A 15,354-nucleotide genomic window follows, 5' to 3' on the forward strand; every position below is an offset into this window, starting at 1 on the left:
GAATACACGGGCCAAAAGGTCCAGATCACATAAGCCAGAGTGCCTGGCTTCGTATGGGAGGCATTGATGAAACAGTGGGCCATTTCGTATCTGGACAAGGATGGTGTGCAGCAGCACCGCGAGGCTGGTTTTGATGAGCGGCCGAGTGAGGAGGAGGCCGCGCGTTTCCTGCGCAAGGATCTCTATCCAGTCACCGACGAGCTGAATCTGAATGATCTTGATGGGCGTACTGAAGATCCTACCGTGAAGACGCTCAAGGACCATAACAGTGTGCAGATCATTTCCATTACAGAAGTCGCCTGATCTGCGCTGATCAAAAACCTTTTAGTGGCAACCACTTGGCATCCGGCCCACGATGGGGCTACTCTGCAGATGAGGCTGCTCAGGCAGCCTCTGACATCTCGATACCCGACCGGTGCCAAGCCTGGTCCGGTTAGCTACATGCTTGATTCCCCGCGTCGGATTATCTGTCGCGAGGCGCCCTCCGAAGACTCGGCGGTCGCTCAGGAAGAGTTGAAACTCTATCTATCGTTGCATAGGAGGACGTTTCATGAGCACAGCCTATCAAGAGGACATCAGCAGTAACGTACTGCGCCGCATGAAAGAAGGCGGTTTTGACTTCGCGCGAATCTATCCCATCGAGTTCTACGCCATCTTCCCGGACGAGGAGCGGGCACGGCAGGCCGCAGAGCAATTTCGCGGCGAATCCCTCAACACCCAGGTAAACGTACGTGATGACGGTCATTGGCACCTTCAATTGAGCAAAGTCATGTACGCCACCTATGACGGCATTGGTGACTTCGAGCAGGACTTCCAGACGGTCATTTCACCTATGGACGGCGAAGTCGAGGGATGGGGCGTTACTCAGGAGATCAGAAGACTGCACGCTTGATGGCTGCGGATTGTCAGGCACTACACCAACACCGGCTGATTCGGGATACGTTCCGCATCGGCCGGTTCTGTTTCTGGGCCTGGTTCATAAGCAGTGGTCAAAAAAAAGCCACTCAAACGAGTGGCGCAAAGGGAAGTCTGTTTAAAATCCGCAGGCATTTTTGGCTTGCTGGACAAAATATCGTTTAGGGCAAAATCGGCGTTTGGCGCCCTGTTTGCTCGGTTGCTGTGGAGTGTGGCGAACTAATGTCGTTGGCGGAAATCAACTCTGACTATGCTGATCATAGATTTCACGGTTGAATGACGCTTCCGAATGAGGCGCAAAAGAATTGGCTTGGGCGTTTAGTGCACAGGAATGGTGCGTAGAGCGTCGAGTGTTTACCTAACCTTTTGAAATCAAAGCGTTTATGCCGGTGGCACGGGCTTTGCGATGGTCTTGGTGTCCATGGTGACAAGGAGTACGGCATGATCCGCACCTTTTATGACGAGATGTACGATGCGGCCGGCGTAGTCCGTCCGCACTATCGGGAGTTCGCCCGCTGGCTGGGTGATACACCTCCCGAGCTTTTGGCTCAACGCAGGCGCGAAGCTGATCTGCTGTTTCACCGTGCCGGGATCACTTTCACCCTCTATGGTGATGAGCAGGGCACCGAGCGGCTTATCCCTTTCGATACCATCCCGCGCAGCATCCCGGCCAGCGAATGGCGGGTTGTCGAGCGTGGCTGCATTCAGCGCGTCAAGGCGCTGAACATGTTTCTGGCCGATCTGTATCACGACCAGCGGATTATCAAGGCCGGGATAATTCCCGCCGAACAGGTGCTGGCCAACGAGCAGTACCAGTTGGCAATGCAGGGTCTTAATCTGCACCGCGATTTGTACTCGCATATTTCCGGCGTTGATCTGGTGCGCGACGGTGACGGCACCTATTACGTGCTGGAAGACAATCTGCGCACCCCGAGCGGCGTGAGCTATATGCTCGAAGACCGCAAGATGATGATGCGCCTGTTCCCGGAGCTGTTTTCTGCGCAGCGCATTGCGCCAATCGATCACTACCCGAATCTGTTGCTCGATACGCTCAAGAGTTCCAGCCATCTGGACAACCCGAGTGTCGTGGTGCTGACGCCAGGCCGCTTCAACAGCGCCTTTTTCGAGCATGCGTTTCTGGCTCGCGAGATGGGCGTCGAGCTGGTGGAAGGTGCTGATCTGTTTGTTCGCGATGACCGCGTGTTCATGCGCACCACCGACGGCCCGAAAGCCGTTGACGTGATCTATCGTCGCCTCGATGACGCATTTCTCGATCCTCTGGCCTTCAACCCCGATTCGATGCTGGGCGTCCCTGGGCTACTGTCTGCCTATCGATCCGGCAACGTGGTGCTGGCCAATGCCATCGGTACCGGCGTCGCGGATGACAAGTCGGTTTATCCCTACGTCACCGACATGATTCGCTTCTATCTGGACGAAGAACCGATTCTCAAGAACGTGCCGACCTGGCAGTGCCGCAAGCCTGAAGAGCTGTCACATGTGCTGGCCAACCTGGGCGACCTGGTCGTCAAGGAAACCCAGGGCTCCGGTGGCTACGGCATGCTGGTCGGTCCCGCAGCGACCGCCGCCGAGATCGAAGCCTTCCGGGCACGCCTCAAGGCCAAGCCGCATGCGTACATCGCCCAACCCACCTTGTGCCTGTCGACCTGTCCGACCTTTGTCGAGAACGGCATTGCCCCGCGACATATCGATTTGCGCCCGTTTGTTCTGTCCGGTCGTGAAACCCGCGTTGTGCCTGGCGGGCTTACCCGAGTGGCCTTGCGTGAAGGCTCGCTGGTGGTCAATTCGTCACAGGGTGGCGGAACCAAAGACACCTGGGTGGTCGAGGATTAAGGATGCCTGCCAATGTTAAGTAGAACTGCCTCTGATCTTTTCTGGATGTCGCGTTACCTGGAGCGAGCGGAGAACCTCGCCCGAATGCTGGACGTGAGCTATTCGCTGTCGCTGATGCCGCAGGACGGGCGGGGCGACGGGCTGGATGAAATAGCCATGCCGTTGCTGATCACTGGAACGCTGGAAACCTATATCGAGCGTCATGGCGAGCTGCACGCCGAACGGATGCTGCATTTCTTTGCCTTGGACGCCACCAACCCGGCCAGCATCTACAGCTGCCTGGGCGCAGCAAGGGCCAGTGCGCACGCGGTGCGCGGGCGTATCACCGCAGACATGTGGGAGAACATCAACTCCACCTGGCTGGAGATTCGCGGCATCGCCCAGCAGGGCCTGACCCGCTACGGCATGAGCCGTTTCTGCGAGTGGGTCAAGGAGCGTTCGCACCTGTTCCGTGGCGCGACCTACGGCACCATCATGCGTAACGATGCATTCCGCTTCATCCGTCTGGGCACATTCATCGAGCGCGCCGACAACACCATGCGCATGCTCGATGCCCGTTATGAAATGCTTGAATTGCGTGGGCCACAGGCCAACGCCGCGGCAGACAACTCGGCGGCCGGGTATTACCAGTGGAGCGCCTTGCTGCGCGCGCTGTCCTCGTTCGAGGCTTACACTGAGGTCTATCGGGATGCGCCAGGCGCGCGTCAGGTTGCCGAACTGTTGCTGCTGCGTGCCGATATTCCGCGCTCGCTACGCGCTTGTCTGGAGGAGATGGACGTCATTCTGGCCAGCCTGCCCGGCGTCAACGGTCGACCCGCACAGCGCATGGCGGCCGAGATGGACGCCAGATTACGCTACACCAGCATCGACGAGATTCTGTCTGAAGGCCTGCATGAGTGGTTGAACGAATTCATTCCGATGCTGGCTCAACTGGGTGATGCCATTCACACTTCGTATCTGGAGGCTGCATGAGACTTTCGATAAGCCATGAGACCACCTATCACTACGATGACCAGGTGCGCTCAAGTATCCAGTATCTGCGCCTGACACCTCACGACAGTGAGCGTCAGCAAGTGCTCAGCTGGCAGCTGACGTTGCCACGTCCGGTGCGTGCGCAGATAGACCCCTTTGGCAATATCCTGCATGTTCTGAGCCTGGAAGAGCCGCACGAATCGATCATCATCGGCGCGCGCGGGCAGGTGGAGATCGACGAGACCCGCGAGGCCGAGCACGAAAGCCAGTCGGCATTGCCGTTTTTGCGCGTGACCCGACTGACCGAGCCTGACGAAGCGATTCGCAGTTTTGCGGCGATGGAGTGCCGCAAACGAGCTGACCGCACCGGGTTGATCGACCTGATGCAGGCGCTCAACCAGCACATGACCTACACCCAGGGCGCGACCGAGGTGGACACCAGTGCCGCGCAGGCTTTCGCCGGACGCTCGGGCGTGTGTCAGGACCATACCCACGCGTTTCTGGCCTGTGCCCGCAGTCTCGGGGTGCCGGCTCGTTATGTCTCCGGTTACCTGTGCAGCGAAGACAGCGAGCATCTGTCCAGCCACGCTTGGGCCGAGGCCTGGATAGACGACGCCTGGTACAGTTTCGATGTCACTAATCAGTTGGCCATTCCCGAGCGTCATTTGAAACTGGCGGTAGGGCTGGATTATCTGGACGCCTGTCCGGTGCGCGGCATGCGGCGCGGTGGCGGATCCGAGCATATGCACGCCAAGGTCGTGGTGTCGCCCATGACCGGCACGCCGAAAGTGAAAACCCGTGTGCAGGTCCAGGCGCAGCATCAGTAACGCGTAACTGGGCTGTGCATCATGCAATGGCCGGGCTCAAGTTCCCGGCCGTTGCTTATTCGGCGGGGTCGTCGGTGATGTCGTAGAGCGCGTTGTGCAGCTCTTCATAGTTGCCGCCATTGATGACGCTGAAGTAGCCCGCGGCCCTGAGCTGGTCCTGAGCCTTGTCGGCCTTGCTGTCCGTGCTGCTGAAAATCACGAACACCGCATTGCGGTCGTTGAGCACCTGTTTCATCTGATTGACCAGCCGTCGGTCATCGACGCGCACGGCGTTCAGTACCGTGCCTGCGTCATAGTCGGTCTGACTGCGTACATCCATCGCCAGCTTGCCTTCCTTCAGCGCTGCCACGGCCGCAGCCTGATCGACCATCCCCGCGTGTGCTGCGAAACTGCTGACAAGTGCACAAACAGCAATCCATTGGCGCATAAACTCCACCTCCCTCAGTGCGAATGGAAAGAGTGGCACAGTTGAACGTCGATCGAAAGCGCGTGGATCAGCCAAACAATCGATTCAGGTTAGGCACGATCAATAACAGCGCAGTGGTGAAGAGGATCAATCCCGCCTGACGTACTTTGGAGTGTTTGTACTTGAACATGGCTGACCGCCTTTTGTTGTTATTCCTGAGCGACAGAAGCAGGCCCGATCTGCAAGACAGATAATCGACTGCTGGCAAGGTTGTACATTGAACAGGTGGGTCCGGTCATTCGACCGCTGGCCCGAGCGCTGAAAGGATTTTGCGCGCCTCCTGTTACAGATATAACCATAGAGCCGAGGTACCGTTTAGCTTAGAACTGTTGGGAATCTAAATTTTCTTATCTAGAAGCGAACGTTATTACCGGGTGCGGCACTGAACGCACAGTCCTTTTCTAGACGCTTCGTCTTTGCTCGTCAGCTTTGTACCGTTCGTCCGGGACAGAATTTTCCTACATGGAATAAACGTCTGAAACGGGCTGGGGTGCTGCTTGATTTGCCGAGGTCTTCAAGGCAGGCTCTGCCGGTGCGCTATTGCCTCATTACTGCTTCAGGGTCCCTTTTATGTCTTTACGCATCTGTATTCTGGAAACCGACAATCTGCGGCCTGAACTGGTCGAGCAATACCACGGGTATGGGCGGATGTTTGAAACACTTTTCGCCCGCCAGCCCATCGCCGCAGAGCTTACGGTTTACAACGTGGTGCAAGGGGACTATCCACCTGCAGACGAGCAGTTCGATGCTTACCTGGTGACCGGCAGCAAGGCCGACTCATTTGGCACCGACCCGTGGATTCAGACCTTGAAGGTCTATCTGCTGGAGCTGTATCAGCGCGGCGAAAAACTGCTGGGTATCTGTTTCGGTCATCAGTTACTGGCCTTGCTGCTGGGCGGCAAGACCGAGCGTGCGGTGCAAGGGTGGGGCGTCGGCATTCACCATTATCAGCTGGCCCCCGCCAGGCCGTGGATGACGCCGGCGATGGAAAAGCTCACGCTGCTGATCAGCCATCAGGATCAGGTCACCGCGCTGCCCGAAAACGCGACGGTGCTTGCGTCCAGCGAGTTCTGCCCGTTTGCGGCCTACCATATCAATGATCAGGTGCTTTGTTTCCAGGGGCATCCCGAGTTCATTCATGACTTTTCCCGCACCTTGCTTGACCTTCGCCAAGAAGCGCTGGGCGAGCAGATTTACCAGCAGGGTGTCGCCAGCCTGGATCACGACCATCATGGTGCGACGGTGGCGGAATGGATGATGCGCTTTGTGGCGCACAATCCGGAAAAACAGTCCGTCTGACCCGACGCACGACTCATCGTCATGCGCTCGGCGGACTGTTTGAATGGGAATGCGGTGGCGGGGTTATAGCCAACCGGAGCGCTTGAAACTGGCGAACAGCGCCGTACACCCGCCCAGAATGACGCCCAGCACGATGAAGTAGCCGTATTCCCACTTGAGTTCAGGCATGTTCTCGAAATTCATGCCGTAGATGCCGGCAATGGCCGTCGGGAATGCCAGAATCGCGGCCCATCCGGCAAACTTGCGTTGCACGATGCTTTGCCTCGACGACTCCAGCAGCAGGCCGATTTCGATTGTCTGGCTGGCGATGTCACACAGGTTGCCTAGGTCTTCCATCTGCCGCTTGACGTGAATTTCGACATCGCGAAAGTAAGGACGCATGTTCTTGTCAATGAACGGAAAACTCAGTTTCTGCAATTCCTCACCCACTTCCACCATCGGTGCTACGTAGCGGCGCATGCGTAACAGATCGCGGCGCAGAGCATGAATGTGCTGGATGTCGGACTCGCGCAACGAACCACCAATGACGCTCTGCTCCAGTTGCTCGAGCTCGGCGTGGATGGCTTCGGTCACCGGCTGGTAGTTCTCGGTCACGAAGTCCAAGAGCGCGTAGAGCACGAAATCTTCGCCATGCTCCAGCAGCAGTGGTCTGGCTTCGCAGCGCTGACGCACCAGCCCGTAGGACTTGGAGTGACCGTTGCGCGAGGTGATGATGTAACCCTTGCCGGCGAAGATATGGGTTTCGATGAACAGCAGCTTGCCGTTGTCGCGAACGGGGGCGTAAGTCACGATGAACAGTGCATCGCCAAAGGTTTCCAGCTTCGGACGGCTATGCACCTCAAGCGCGTCTTCAAGGGCCAGCTCATGCAGGTTGAACTGCTCCTTGAGGCTGGTCAGCTCCGCGTTGGTGGGCTGCTCCAGTCCTATCCAGACGAAATGATCGGGCTTGGCTGCCCAGGCAGCGCCCTCATCGAGGGTAATATCACGGACTTTTTTGCCCTTTGTGTACACCGCTGCTGCAACAACTCGGCCCATGGCGCTATCGCTTCTTCAATTTGTCAGTGGCGCAAAAACATGCGCGGTCGCTGATCAGATTGATCAAACGCGTATGAGTTCGCCGATAAACGAAAGCCCGTTTACACGGGCTTCGGTTGGGGATCAGAGCATGTGCTGCCGATCCTGCTCGATCGCTGCCTCCAGCGTGTCGAGCAAGGCCTTTCTGACCTTGAGTTTGGTCTTCTTGTGCGCGTTCATATTGATCTTCTTCAACTGCCCGGCGACGGCCAGTGCGGTGCTCCGCAGCTCCTCGACGCTGACCACCCGGTCGAGGAAGCCGGCGGCCATCGCTGCTTCAGGGTCGAACATCTCGGCGTTGATCACCGAGCGATTGAACGCCGATTTGCGCAGGCGATCGCGCGCCAGCTCTATACCGGCGTGGTGCATGGTCATGCCGATCTGCACTTCGTTCAGGCCGATACTGAACGGCCCGGCGACACCGATTCGATAATCGGCAGACAGCAGCAGAAAGGCACCCTTGGCAACCGCGTGGCCGGTGCAGGCGACGATGATCGGGAAGGGGTGCGACAGCATGCGCCGTGCCAGCGTCGAGCCCTGTGCGACCAGCTCGATCGCGGCCTCGGCGCTGGAGGTCATGACCTTGAGGTCGTAACCGCCCGACAGAATGCCCGGCTGGCCGGTGAGAATAACGATGGCCCGATCCTTTTCGGCCTGGTCCAGTGCGGCGTTGAACGCAACGATCACGTCCGGGGAAATGGCATTGACCTTGCCGTTGTTCAGGGTCAGCGTGGCGACGCCGTCGTCCAGATAGTACGAGACCAGATCACTCATGACGTGATTCCTTTATTGAAGTGAGCAGACGTTACTCATCCATAAGGAACAGGTAAAGCGCTGACTGCCGGGTCACTGAATGGCGTGCCGATCAATGGCTGATTTTGCGCCGACTGCGCGCCGCGTCATGTCTGGATATCGTTGAATCCGCAATATTCTTCCCACTCCATCCCCAGCGCTTCGGCGACCTGGCGGTGTGCTTCCAGGCGCATGCTCTGCAATTGTTCGGGCGACTCGGCAATCAGTTCCAGCGCCAGCTCCCAGGTCTCGATACCCTGGCTCTCGGCCTCGTCTTCGAACGCCCATTGCACTTGCTGCTGTTGCTCCTTGGGGCTCAAGGCGCTGATTTCATCCTTCAGGGTCGGATGGGTCGCGAGGTATTTCGCCAGCGCGGCCTCGTTCCACTCAAGTGTATTCATGTGGTTTTGCCTCAAACGTTTCGATAGCCAGGCTGTCTCTTTTAATAGTCTGGCAAGACCGCGTGATTGTGAGGGAGGTGGCTTTTGATGTCAGCACTTGCAAACGGTTGTCCGCACGAATTTATCGACCACTTGAACAGGAACCTGTCGTTATGATCAAAATCAGCGTGCTGTATGCGTATGAAGAGGGTGCCCGTTTCGACCACGATTACTATCGTGACAAACACATGCCGCTGGTACAGGAACTGATGGGCAAGTACTGCAAGGGTTACAGCGTGGACCGCGGCATAGGCGGAGCCACACCAGGCTCCGACCCTGTGTATATCGGCATGTGCCACATTTACTGTGATTCCATTGAAGACTTTGAAGCCGGCATGGGGCCGCATTCAAAGCAGATCAATGCCGATATCATCAACTACACCGACCTGATCCCTGAAATTCAGATCAGTGAAGTGCGTGCCGATGTGAAAACCGCTCAGTAGATTATCGAGCGGTATCCCGAAAGGCCGCCTGTTTTTTCGAGGACATTCCACCCGATGGATCGAAACATTGGCTGTCGTAACGCGGGCTTTGGCACTGCGAAGGAATGTTCGGGGGAGGCGGGCGGTTTCTCTGGAAGGCCTTGTAGCGCTCGGTCTCGATCACTTGCACTCGAGTGCGACCGCCGACCTTCAGGTATTCGATAGCCTTGAGGTTGGTCTTGTGAACGTAGTCCAGCGGCTCGTCTGCGTTCCGCATATAGGCCGGGCCTTCGCGTTGCAGTGCGCTTTGCGCGCTTTCATCACACGGGATAGATGCATAACTCACCTTGCCTTGGGGTGATGTGCATTTGAAGATCTCGCCGTATGCTGCGCCGCTGCCCAGCAAAGCGAATACCGACAGCGTTATTGAAAGCCTTTTCATGAGGTTATCCCTACTGGACGCGAGCATGGCGCAAGGCTACCACTTGCTCTTTGTCGCTGCCATATCCCTCTGCCAGGCCCGTTCGTCAGACACATCGCACGGCTGTGGCCACAGGCTCTCTGAATATCAGGTCCTGAATTTAAAAACGGAGGCGCATATGACCGGCACCCAGCCAGGCAGCAACAGCGGAAACAAGAACGATCCGGGTTTCGACGAGAAGTCGCCGAACACCCAAGACCCGCAGATCGACCCTACCGAGCCAGCGAAGACGCCTGCTACCGATAAAGGCAGTAAGGATGATTACCCGCCTTACACGCCGGACAAGTAGCTGACAGATTGCCCTCGGTGAGTACCGGGGGCGATTTATATCCGGACCTCGCTTTACCCCCTCGTACTACTTGTTGGCGTCCAGGTATTCCAGCAGATCTTCCATTCGCTCATCGCTACCCATCCACCACAGCTTCATGCGTGTACCGGGGACAACTTCGCTCGGGTCCTTGATATACGTGCGCAACTCTTCGCGCGTCCAGACCAGCCCCGAGTTCTTCATCGCGTCGGTGTACACGTAGCCTTCCTGCTGCCCCGCCTGACGACCAATGATGCCGTTGAGGGGCGGGCCAAATGCGCTGCGTGCAGAGGGGCCGATTTTGTGACAGCCCGAGCAGAGGCGGGTGAACACGGCTTTCCCGGCCTCGGCATCGCCTGCGCCCTGAGCAAGCGCAGGCAGGGTCAGTGCCATCAGGAGTAATGCGGTTTTTTTCATCGGTCATCCACTGCGCGTTCGGCCATTGCGCTCAAAATGGGCAAATTTTAGCGCAATTATCGCGGGATCACTTGCTGGCCGGTATCTGGCTCGACAGTTCGTCGAAGTCACGCTTGTAACTCGCCATCTCGGCTGCGCTGACAAAGCTCTGTTCAAGAACCACCTTCTTCGCTCCGGACTCAATGGTGTCCAGTTGATGAAGGAAGCGCTTCTTCTTTCTGGCCTCCATCCGTGTGCCAGCCTCATCGATAGCCGTGCGCAGCTCAGTTGCTCGCTGGTTTACAAAATCCTGGCCTCGACGGTCAACCGTAAGACCGTCATTTTCGACATAACCTTCCAGTCCGGTTTTTTTCAAGACCAGCCACAACGCCTGATCCGGGGTAAAGGTGCCCTTGAATTTCTTGACCTTTCTGCTGCTGTCCGCGCCCAGGTTGACCTTCACCGGGCAGCCGGACCGATGCGCCAGTTGCTGCAAGGCCTCGTCCAGACGTTGCGAAGGCATGTCGTACGCCACTGGCGTCATCTGACACGCAGCGAAAGCAGGGCCAGCCGCCAGACATGCCACAGCGAGGAGCAGTTTTTTCAGGGTGTTTTTCATGATTGACGGGTTTCATCCGGGAGGTAGGGCTTGGAAATCGTATTCTGCATGATGTTCCCTGTCTGCCCGACGCTTGCTTGAGCAGTCGTGTCCCTGATGTCTCTTGACTCATGCCAAACGCTGCATGCTCAAATCGCAGACAAAGAAAAGCCCGCGATGGGGGGTAGCGGGCTTAAGGTCTTGCTGGGAATTGAGTTAACAATAAACCCGCGAACGTGAAAAAAGCGTGAACTGCCGGATACAATTTATAAACAATTCAAATCACGGTTCGCCGTCCCAGTAATCGAGGTTTTCCGTGGTCCGCTGGTTGGCGGTGAACACTCGGGTGCCTTGGACAGAAACCATGGCCTGGTACTTGCCCGAGTCCGGGTATTCACACACTTCGGGTGTTTCCCGGGTGCTGATCGACAGGTATTTCAGCGGCGCCTGCGAGGTATTGATTAGCTGATGCGGGTAATCGGCACCCGCAGGGATAAACAAGACGTCCCCCGTCTTGATCGGCAGCATCTCGCCCGCAACACGCAAACTGCCTTCGCCCTCGATGATCACGAACATCTCTTCTTGCACGTGATGAAAATGATAAGGGCAGGAGCGCTTGCCCGGCGCCACGACGTCAATCGAGGCCCCCAGCTTTTGCGCGGCCGTGCCAGTGCCCAGGCGGGCTGCCGAGCTTTCATAGAGCGGTTCACGAACTTCATGTGCGAGGGGAGCCTCGTTGAAATTGCGAATCAGACGAGACGCCAGTTCACGTGCGCGTTCATTCATGTCGGTCGAGGCTCGGGGAGTTCAGGAGAGGGTACTTTAGACCAGAGAGCGTGAGGTGTTGCAGGCAGTTGCCTTGATCAGGCAAAACAGTCCCAGGCAGCCGCCACAAAAAGCCCCACGCGCCGCGTGCATCCGGCGCGCAGCTCGGAAACCTATTCGCCTGAAACTCGTCTACACTTCACATCACGCTTCGGCCCCTTCCAGAGGACGCCCCATGTTTTCAAAACCCGATATTCAGCGAGTTCTTGAAACAGCTTTTCTGCCTTCAAAGTGCGAGTGCGTCGTCGCGCCAAATGAAACCTTCTCGGTGAAGCTTCTCCATCCCGAGTCAGGTGATATCCAGCTCTACGTAACGGGGCTGTCCCTGTCCGAGGTAGACAGCAGCCGATCCATCGCGCGGCTGGTGCTCTCTTTGAGGGAACAACGAGACCTGATGGGGCAGATGAATTTGTCCATGAGGCGGATGGCTTAAGGACTGGGCTCGGATTTTGATTGTGGTTATTTGATCGTATTCATAAAAACACTATCGCTTCAGGCTAACAGTGCAATTCCCCCGTGCTGCGTCGCGCTGCCAGCTTTCATTCCTTATGCGTATCTGTTTTCCAAACGCGCACCACTCGGATGAAAGTTCTGGTGCATGGCGGTTTCGGCACTTGGCTGGCGGCTCGCCGGTTGAATCAAGGCAGGTTTCACTGGCTAGGCATTCGGCATGGCTCAGAAATGAGCGAGTTGCCGACGCAGCGCGCGAGTGAGATTAAGCCGCTACTTCCGCATCACAATGCCCCCAACCTTTCAAAGTCAAAATCGGGAGGGGATCAACACCCCTTTGCGCACAAGTGATGTGCCGGTGCGGTTATTCATAGCGCCGTACCAGACTCGTATATTGAATCCACCGTGGCGTGCTGGCTCCCGCAGCGTCCTGATCATGAGACCCGGAACGAGGATTCATTATGAACAGTGCAATTCAACCGCATTCAAACCTGGAAGTATCTCCACATGAGATCGATGCCGAATACTTCGAGTACAGCAAAGCGGCAAACCCGATCAGCGCAAACTTGATTACCCGCATCCCGTACCAGAGCTTCCCTGCTTCGCTCTATGATTCGGGCCCATCTCGAACAGTTGCTCTCGATTTGAGCGAAACACTAGCGTGTGAAGGCCCAGCCACCGGCCCAGGTCTTTGCGCTAGTTTCATTCGACTGAACGCCGGCGATGACGTCACATTAGCGCCCAACGCGACCTCACAGGTTCTGTATGTCATCGATGGTAGCGGCAGCTTTGTGTACGGTGAAGAGGCGTTTGAATGGACGAAGGGTTGTTTTATCGCCCTGCCAGGGATGAACAGCACAATCCTCAGGGCGTCGGCGGACGCACGATTCTACTGGGTACATGATGAGCCTCTTCTTCGCTACTTAGGCGTGAGCAGAAGTGAAGACCGCTTCACCCCGACGCTGTACCCTGCGGATGTCGCATCGGCAAAGCTTCGTGAAGCCGCTGATGATCCACGTGCACAGGATCGCAGCCGCATCAGCATTTTGCTTGGTAACAGCAACTTCCCTCAGACACGCACAGTGACCCATGTGCTGTGGGCTATGTATGGCATCCTCCCAGCCGGCTCGATCCAAAAACCTCACCGGCATCAATCCATCGCCCTGGACTTCATCATTGACTGCCCAGCCGGGTGCTATTCGCTTGTCGGTACCGAACTGGACGAAAATGGCCAGATTCGCAATCCAAAACGCGTAGATTGGACACCAGGGCTGGCGTTCGTCACACCACCTGGCTATTGGCATGCTCACTTCAACGAGTCGGATCGCGAAGCATTTCTGATCCCGATTCAGGATGCAGGTCTACAGACATATCTGCGATCACTGGATATTCGGTTCAGCTAAATAGACTCCCGGCATGACTAGCTCATACCGGGAATCATTGCTGCCACACGGGCGGGTCAACCACGCGTTCAGCAATGAAATCAATGAAGCATCGCACCTTCGAAGAAACGATTCGCTTCGGCGGATATACAAACCAGACGGCGCCAGATTCCTGTGAGGTCTTGATCTCCCAATCAGGCAGCCAACGCACCAGTCGACCATCGCGCAAACTGGCACTGGCAAGCCAGTCTGGGAGCAATGCCATTCCCAACCCGCTGCTCACCGCGATTAGTTGAGCGTCAAGGTCATTTATCCAAAGTACAGCACCAACGGGCAACGAAACCTGCTCGTTGTCGTTTGCCCATATCAACGCCTCGGGGCACTGGCGCCCGATGATCATCATGTCGACGGGCAGTTGATCAGGGCAATCCGGTTGAGAATAGCGAGCGGCAAACTCTGGACTCACACACAGGAAAGTCTTTACCTCAGCCAGCTTTCTCGCCTTGAGATTGGAGTTGGCCAGCCTGCCAATTCGAATCGCAAGATCGATTCCAGTGGCGATCAGATCGACTTGTGACTCCTCAAGACAGAGATCTAGTGTGATGTCTGGGTAACGCTTAATAAACTCGCCTACTAAAGGGAGTATATGATGACGCGCAAAAGCAGGCGGAAGACTAACCTTCAATCTCCCTCGGGGATTTTGATTGAGGGCTGACGTTGCCGCCTTGGCTTCTGACAATTCAAAGAGGACTTTTTGGGCATGGTATAAGAACGTTTGCCCACCCTCCGTCAATGCGAGTTTTCGTGTTGATCGATTGAAAAGTGCAATGCCGAGATCTTGCTCTAGATCTTTGATGTAACGCGAAACCGTAGACGCTTTGATCCCCAAACGCTCTGCTGCTTTGGAAAAGCTGTTGCCATTGGCAGACTCTACGAAAGCGGTCAGTGCTGCTAGATAGTCCAAGTGCGCCTCTCTCGTTTTTTGGTATCGCCAGCCCTGCTGTTCGGGACACTTGAACCTTAAGCTCGATTGGAAAACTCGGTGGCTTCCGAGACCACAGCCTTGGCCATCTCGGCAGGGTATTCCATCCCAAGCGTTCAGTGAAGTGTTTACAGCCGGTGACCAAGCCTGTGCGCAGCCCGCAGAGCAACGCCATGGCAGAGAGCTTCGTGAGGACGATCAAGCGACGTGGCGCACATGCAAAGCCGGATCGGCTAACGGCGTTGCGCAACCTGGCAATTGCCTTCGAGCATTACAACGAGCAGCATCCGCACAGCACCTTGAATATCGTTCACCGAGGGGGTTCAGGCGCTTAGCGGCAGCATTAATTTAACGGGGCGTTGGTGTCCGGTTTTGTAGGGGTAAGTCCATGCAAGCTCTCATATTTTTTTTAGGCATGCTGGCCGGCATGTACTTTTTACCTATCCTGGAAAGTCGACGCGCGTCTTAATGAGTTGATGGCTATGGACAACTCCCCTTGAAGGGGCCGCCCAGATGAGCCGCGATCAATTCAATCAATACGACGCCGAGCGCTTGCCTCTGAACAACCCATCCCACGGCCATATTTTCAGGCCCAAGAAACCACAAAACCCCTGAATTCCTTTCAGAATTCAGGGGTTTTGCGTTGTATCAATATGGCGGTGAAGGAGGGATTCGAACCCTCGATACAATTTCTTGTATACACACTTTCCAGGCGTGCTCCTTAAGCCACTCGGACACCTCACCGTATCTCGACGACAACGTTGTGTCTGCCGAGGCGCGCTAATGTAGTCGAAAGCTTTTCCTAACGCAAAACTTTTTTTCAGATTTTTCATGCGCTTAAGCAAATAAACGCTGATTCGTCAGTAAAAGGCCCT

Annotated in this window: 19 protein-coding genes, 1 tRNA gene and 1 pseudogene; 11 read left to right on the plus strand and 10 right to left on the minus strand. The window is 56.3% G+C overall.

Features of this window, described 5'->3' with window-relative positions:
* Nucleotides 1-66: 66 nt before the first annotated feature.
* From JOE39_RS02950 to JOE39_RS02970, 5 genes are all read left to right on the plus strand, one after another.
* Nucleotides 67-303 carry a hypothetical protein gene (locus tag JOE39_RS02950; protein WP_003315118.1) on the plus strand — a complete coding sequence of 79 codons (237 nt, stop codon included), beginning with the start codon at nt 67-69 and terminating at the stop codon, nt 301-303.
* Between the two features lie 247 nt (nt 304-550).
* Nucleotides 551-892 carry a ribonuclease E inhibitor RraB gene (locus JOE39_RS02955; RefSeq protein WP_003315117.1) on the plus strand — a complete coding sequence of 114 codons (342 nt, stop codon included), beginning with the start codon at nt 551-553 and terminating at the stop codon, nt 890-892.
* 464 nt (nt 893-1,356) lie between these two features.
* The gene (locus tag JOE39_RS02960; protein WP_004418420.1) at nt 1,357-2,766 is read left to right on the plus strand and encodes a circularly permuted type 2 ATP-grasp protein; all 1,410 of its coding nucleotides are present in this window, start codon (nt 1,357-1,359) and stop codon (nt 2,764-2,766) included.
* A 12-nt stretch (nt 2,767-2,778) separates the two neighbouring features.
* Nucleotides 2,779-3,738, plus strand: coding sequence for an alpha-E domain-containing protein (locus tag JOE39_RS02965; RefSeq protein WP_003315113.1), 960 nt, complete (start codon nt 2,779-2,781; stop codon nt 3,736-3,738).
* A complete protein-coding gene (locus JOE39_RS02970; protein WP_003315112.1) occupies nt 3,735-4,565 on the plus strand; it encodes a transglutaminase family protein in 831 nt (276 codons plus the stop codon). The genes JOE39_RS02965 and JOE39_RS02970 overlap by 4 nt, the downstream gene beginning before the upstream one ends.
* Nucleotides 4,566-4,620: 55 nt before the next feature.
* Here the strand turns inward: JOE39_RS02970 and JOE39_RS02975 are convergent, their stop codons facing one another.
* Nucleotides 4,621-4,992, minus strand: a complete 372-nt coding sequence (locus JOE39_RS02975) for a rhodanese-like domain-containing protein (protein ID WP_003415870.1) — start codon at nt 4,990-4,992, stop codon at nt 4,621-4,623.
* Nucleotides 4,993-5,601: 609 nt separating this feature from the next.
* Here JOE39_RS02975 and JOE39_RS02980 point away from each other — a divergent pair.
* The gene (locus tag JOE39_RS02980; protein ID WP_210077919.1) at nt 5,602-6,330 is read left to right on the plus strand and encodes an amidotransferase; all 729 of its coding nucleotides are present in this window, start codon (nt 5,602-5,604) and stop codon (nt 6,328-6,330) included.
* A gap of 63 nt (nt 6,331-6,393) precedes the next feature.
* Here JOE39_RS02980 and JOE39_RS02985 read toward each other — a convergent pair whose 3' ends face one another.
* The 3 genes from JOE39_RS02985 to JOE39_RS02995 all read right to left on the minus strand — a co-directional run bounded on the left by JOE39_RS02985 (nt 6,394) and on the right by JOE39_RS02995 (nt 8,597).
* The gene (locus JOE39_RS02985; protein WP_003396697.1) at nt 6,394-7,365 is read right to left on the minus strand and encodes a magnesium and cobalt transport protein CorA; all 972 of its coding nucleotides are present in this window, start codon (nt 7,363-7,365) and stop codon (nt 6,394-6,396) included.
* Nucleotides 7,366-7,488: 123 nt separating this feature from the next.
* Nucleotides 7,489-8,178: a crotonase/enoyl-CoA hydratase family protein gene (locus JOE39_RS02990; RefSeq protein ID WP_210077917.1), complete on the minus strand. Its 690-nt coding sequence runs from the start codon at nt 8,176-8,178 to the stop codon at nt 7,489-7,491.
* A gap of 125 nt (nt 8,179-8,303) precedes the next feature.
* Complete coding sequence (locus JOE39_RS02995; protein ID WP_210077915.1) at nt 8,304-8,597, minus strand: DUF6388 family protein; 294 nt, start codon at nt 8,595-8,597, stop codon at nt 8,304-8,306.
* Between the two features lie 152 nt (nt 8,598-8,749).
* Here JOE39_RS02995 and JOE39_RS03000 point away from each other — a divergent pair, with 152 nt between their 5' ends.
* Nucleotides 8,750-9,079 (plus strand): EthD family reductase, encoded by a 330-nt coding sequence (locus JOE39_RS03000; protein ID WP_004418416.1) that lies wholly within the window; start codon nt 8,750-8,752, stop codon nt 9,077-9,079.
* A gap of 1 nt (nt 9,080) precedes the next feature.
* Here the strand turns inward: JOE39_RS03000 and JOE39_RS03005 are convergent, their stop codons facing one another.
* Entirely contained in the window at nt 9,081-9,500 is a 420-nt protein-coding gene (locus JOE39_RS03005; RefSeq protein ID WP_010425981.1) for a DUF4124 domain-containing protein, read from the minus strand.
* A gap of 157 nt (nt 9,501-9,657) precedes the next feature.
* Here JOE39_RS03005 and JOE39_RS03010 point away from each other — a divergent pair, with 157 nt between their 5' ends.
* A complete protein-coding gene (locus JOE39_RS03010; RefSeq protein ID WP_003315102.1) occupies nt 9,658-9,828 on the plus strand; it encodes a DUF6021 family protein in 171 nt (56 codons plus the stop codon).
* 66 nt (nt 9,829-9,894) lie between these two features.
* Here JOE39_RS03010 and JOE39_RS03015 read toward each other — a convergent pair whose 3' ends face one another.
* The 3 genes from JOE39_RS03015 to JOE39_RS03025 form a co-directional block, all read right to left on the minus strand.
* Nucleotides 9,895-10,263 carry a c-type cytochrome gene (locus JOE39_RS03015; RefSeq protein ID WP_096113299.1) on the minus strand — a complete coding sequence of 123 codons (369 nt, stop codon included), beginning with the start codon at nt 10,261-10,263 and terminating at the stop codon, nt 9,895-9,897.
* A 67-nt stretch (nt 10,264-10,330) separates the two neighbouring features.
* Nucleotides 10,331-10,861 (minus strand): hypothetical protein, encoded by a 531-nt coding sequence (locus tag JOE39_RS03020; RefSeq protein ID WP_024959220.1) that lies wholly within the window; start codon nt 10,859-10,861, stop codon nt 10,331-10,333.
* A 261-nt stretch (nt 10,862-11,122) separates the two neighbouring features.
* Nucleotides 11,123-11,626: a cupin domain-containing protein gene (locus JOE39_RS03025; protein ID WP_210077913.1), complete on the minus strand. Its 504-nt coding sequence runs from the start codon at nt 11,624-11,626 to the stop codon at nt 11,123-11,125.
* A 214-nt stretch (nt 11,627-11,840) separates the two neighbouring features.
* On the opposite strand from JOE39_RS03025, the gene JOE39_RS03030 reads away from it, so the two are divergent.
* Both JOE39_RS03030 and JOE39_RS03040 read left to right on the plus strand, forming a co-directional pair.
* On the plus strand, nt 11,841-12,098 hold the full coding sequence (locus tag JOE39_RS03030; RefSeq protein ID WP_003315097.1) for a DUF1652 domain-containing protein: 258 nt from the start codon (nt 11,841-11,843) through the stop codon (nt 12,096-12,098).
* Nucleotides 12,099-12,576: 478 nt separating this feature from the next.
* Complete coding sequence (locus JOE39_RS03040; RefSeq protein ID WP_010425986.1) at nt 12,577-13,518, plus strand: hypothetical protein; 942 nt, start codon at nt 12,577-12,579, stop codon at nt 13,516-13,518.
* 34 nt (nt 13,519-13,552) lie between these two features.
* Here JOE39_RS03040 and JOE39_RS03045 read toward each other — a convergent pair whose 3' ends face one another.
* Complete coding sequence (locus tag JOE39_RS03045; RefSeq protein WP_010425987.1) at nt 13,553-14,461, minus strand: LysR family transcriptional regulator; 909 nt, start codon at nt 14,459-14,461, stop codon at nt 13,553-13,555.
* 146 nt (nt 14,462-14,607) lie between these two features.
* Between JOE39_RS03045 and JOE39_RS03050 the strand changes: the two are divergent.
* Nucleotides 14,608-14,831 (plus strand): annotated as a pseudogene (locus tag JOE39_RS03050) (integrase core domain-containing protein); the annotation flags it as partial.
* A 302-nt stretch (nt 14,832-15,133) separates the two neighbouring features.
* On the opposite strand, the gene JOE39_RS03055 reads toward JOE39_RS03050, so the two are convergent.
* A tRNA-Ser gene (locus tag JOE39_RS03055) sits at nt 15,134-15,223 on the minus strand.
* Between the last annotated feature and the right edge of the window lie 131 nt (nt 15,224-15,354).

This window comes from Pseudomonas sp. PvP100 (genome assembly GCF_017833055.1).
In the GTDB taxonomy this organism is placed as follows: Bacteria; Pseudomonadota; Gammaproteobacteria; order Pseudomonadales; family Pseudomonadaceae; genus Aquipseudomonas; species Aquipseudomonas syringae.

Bases quoted from the DNA above. Each gene is read 5' to 3' on its own strand.
- JOE39_RS02950 (WP_003315118.1), top strand. From the start codon at position 67: ATGAAACAGTGGGCCATTTCGTATCTGGACAAGGATGGTGTGCAGCAG.
- JOE39_RS02955 (WP_003315117.1), top strand. From the start codon at position 551: ATGAGCACAGCCTATCAAGAGGACATCAGCAGTAACGTACTGCGCCGC.
- JOE39_RS02960 (WP_004418420.1), top strand. From the start codon at position 1,357: ATGATCCGCACCTTTTATGACGAGATGTACGATGCGGCCGGCGTAGTC.
- JOE39_RS02965 (WP_003315113.1), top strand. From the start codon at position 2,779: ATGTTAAGTAGAACTGCCTCTGATCTTTTCTGGATGTCGCGTTACCTG.
- JOE39_RS02970 (WP_003315112.1), top strand. From the start codon at position 3,735: ATGAGACTTTCGATAAGCCATGAGACCACCTATCACTACGATGACCAG.
- JOE39_RS02975 (WP_003415870.1), bottom strand. From the start codon at position 4,992: ATGCGCCAATGGATTGCTGTTTGTGCACTTGTCAGCAGTTTCGCAGCA.
- JOE39_RS02980 (WP_210077919.1), top strand. From the start codon at position 5,602: ATGTCTTTACGCATCTGTATTCTGGAAACCGACAATCTGCGGCCTGAA.
- JOE39_RS02985 (WP_003396697.1), bottom strand. From the start codon at position 7,365: ATGGGCCGAGTTGTTGCAGCAGCGGTGTACACAAAGGGCAAAAAAGTC.
- JOE39_RS02990 (WP_210077917.1), bottom strand. From the start codon at position 8,178: ATGAGTGATCTGGTCTCGTACTATCTGGACGACGGCGTCGCCACGCTG.
- JOE39_RS02995 (WP_210077915.1), bottom strand. From the start codon at position 8,597: ATGAATACACTTGAGTGGAACGAGGCCGCGCTGGCGAAATACCTCGCG.
- JOE39_RS03000 (WP_004418416.1), top strand. From the start codon at position 8,750: ATGATCAAAATCAGCGTGCTGTATGCGTATGAAGAGGGTGCCCGTTTC.
- JOE39_RS03005 (WP_010425981.1), bottom strand. From the start codon at position 9,500: ATGAAAAGGCTTTCAATAACGCTGTCGGTATTCGCTTTGCTGGGCAGC.
- JOE39_RS03010 (WP_003315102.1), top strand. From the start codon at position 9,658: ATGACCGGCACCCAGCCAGGCAGCAACAGCGGAAACAAGAACGATCCG.
- JOE39_RS03015 (WP_096113299.1), bottom strand. From the start codon at position 10,263: ATGAAAAAAACCGCATTACTCCTGATGGCACTGACCCTGCCTGCGCTT.
- JOE39_RS03020 (WP_024959220.1), bottom strand. From the start codon at position 10,861: ATGAAAAACACCCTGAAAAAACTGCTCCTCGCTGTGGCATGTCTGGCG.
- JOE39_RS03025 (WP_210077913.1), bottom strand. From the start codon at position 11,626: ATGAATGAACGCGCACGTGAACTGGCGTCTCGTCTGATTCGCAATTTC.
- JOE39_RS03030 (WP_003315097.1), top strand. From the start codon at position 11,841: ATGTTTTCAAAACCCGATATTCAGCGAGTTCTTGAAACAGCTTTTCTG.
- JOE39_RS03040 (WP_010425986.1), top strand. From the start codon at position 12,577: ATGAACAGTGCAATTCAACCGCATTCAAACCTGGAAGTATCTCCACAT.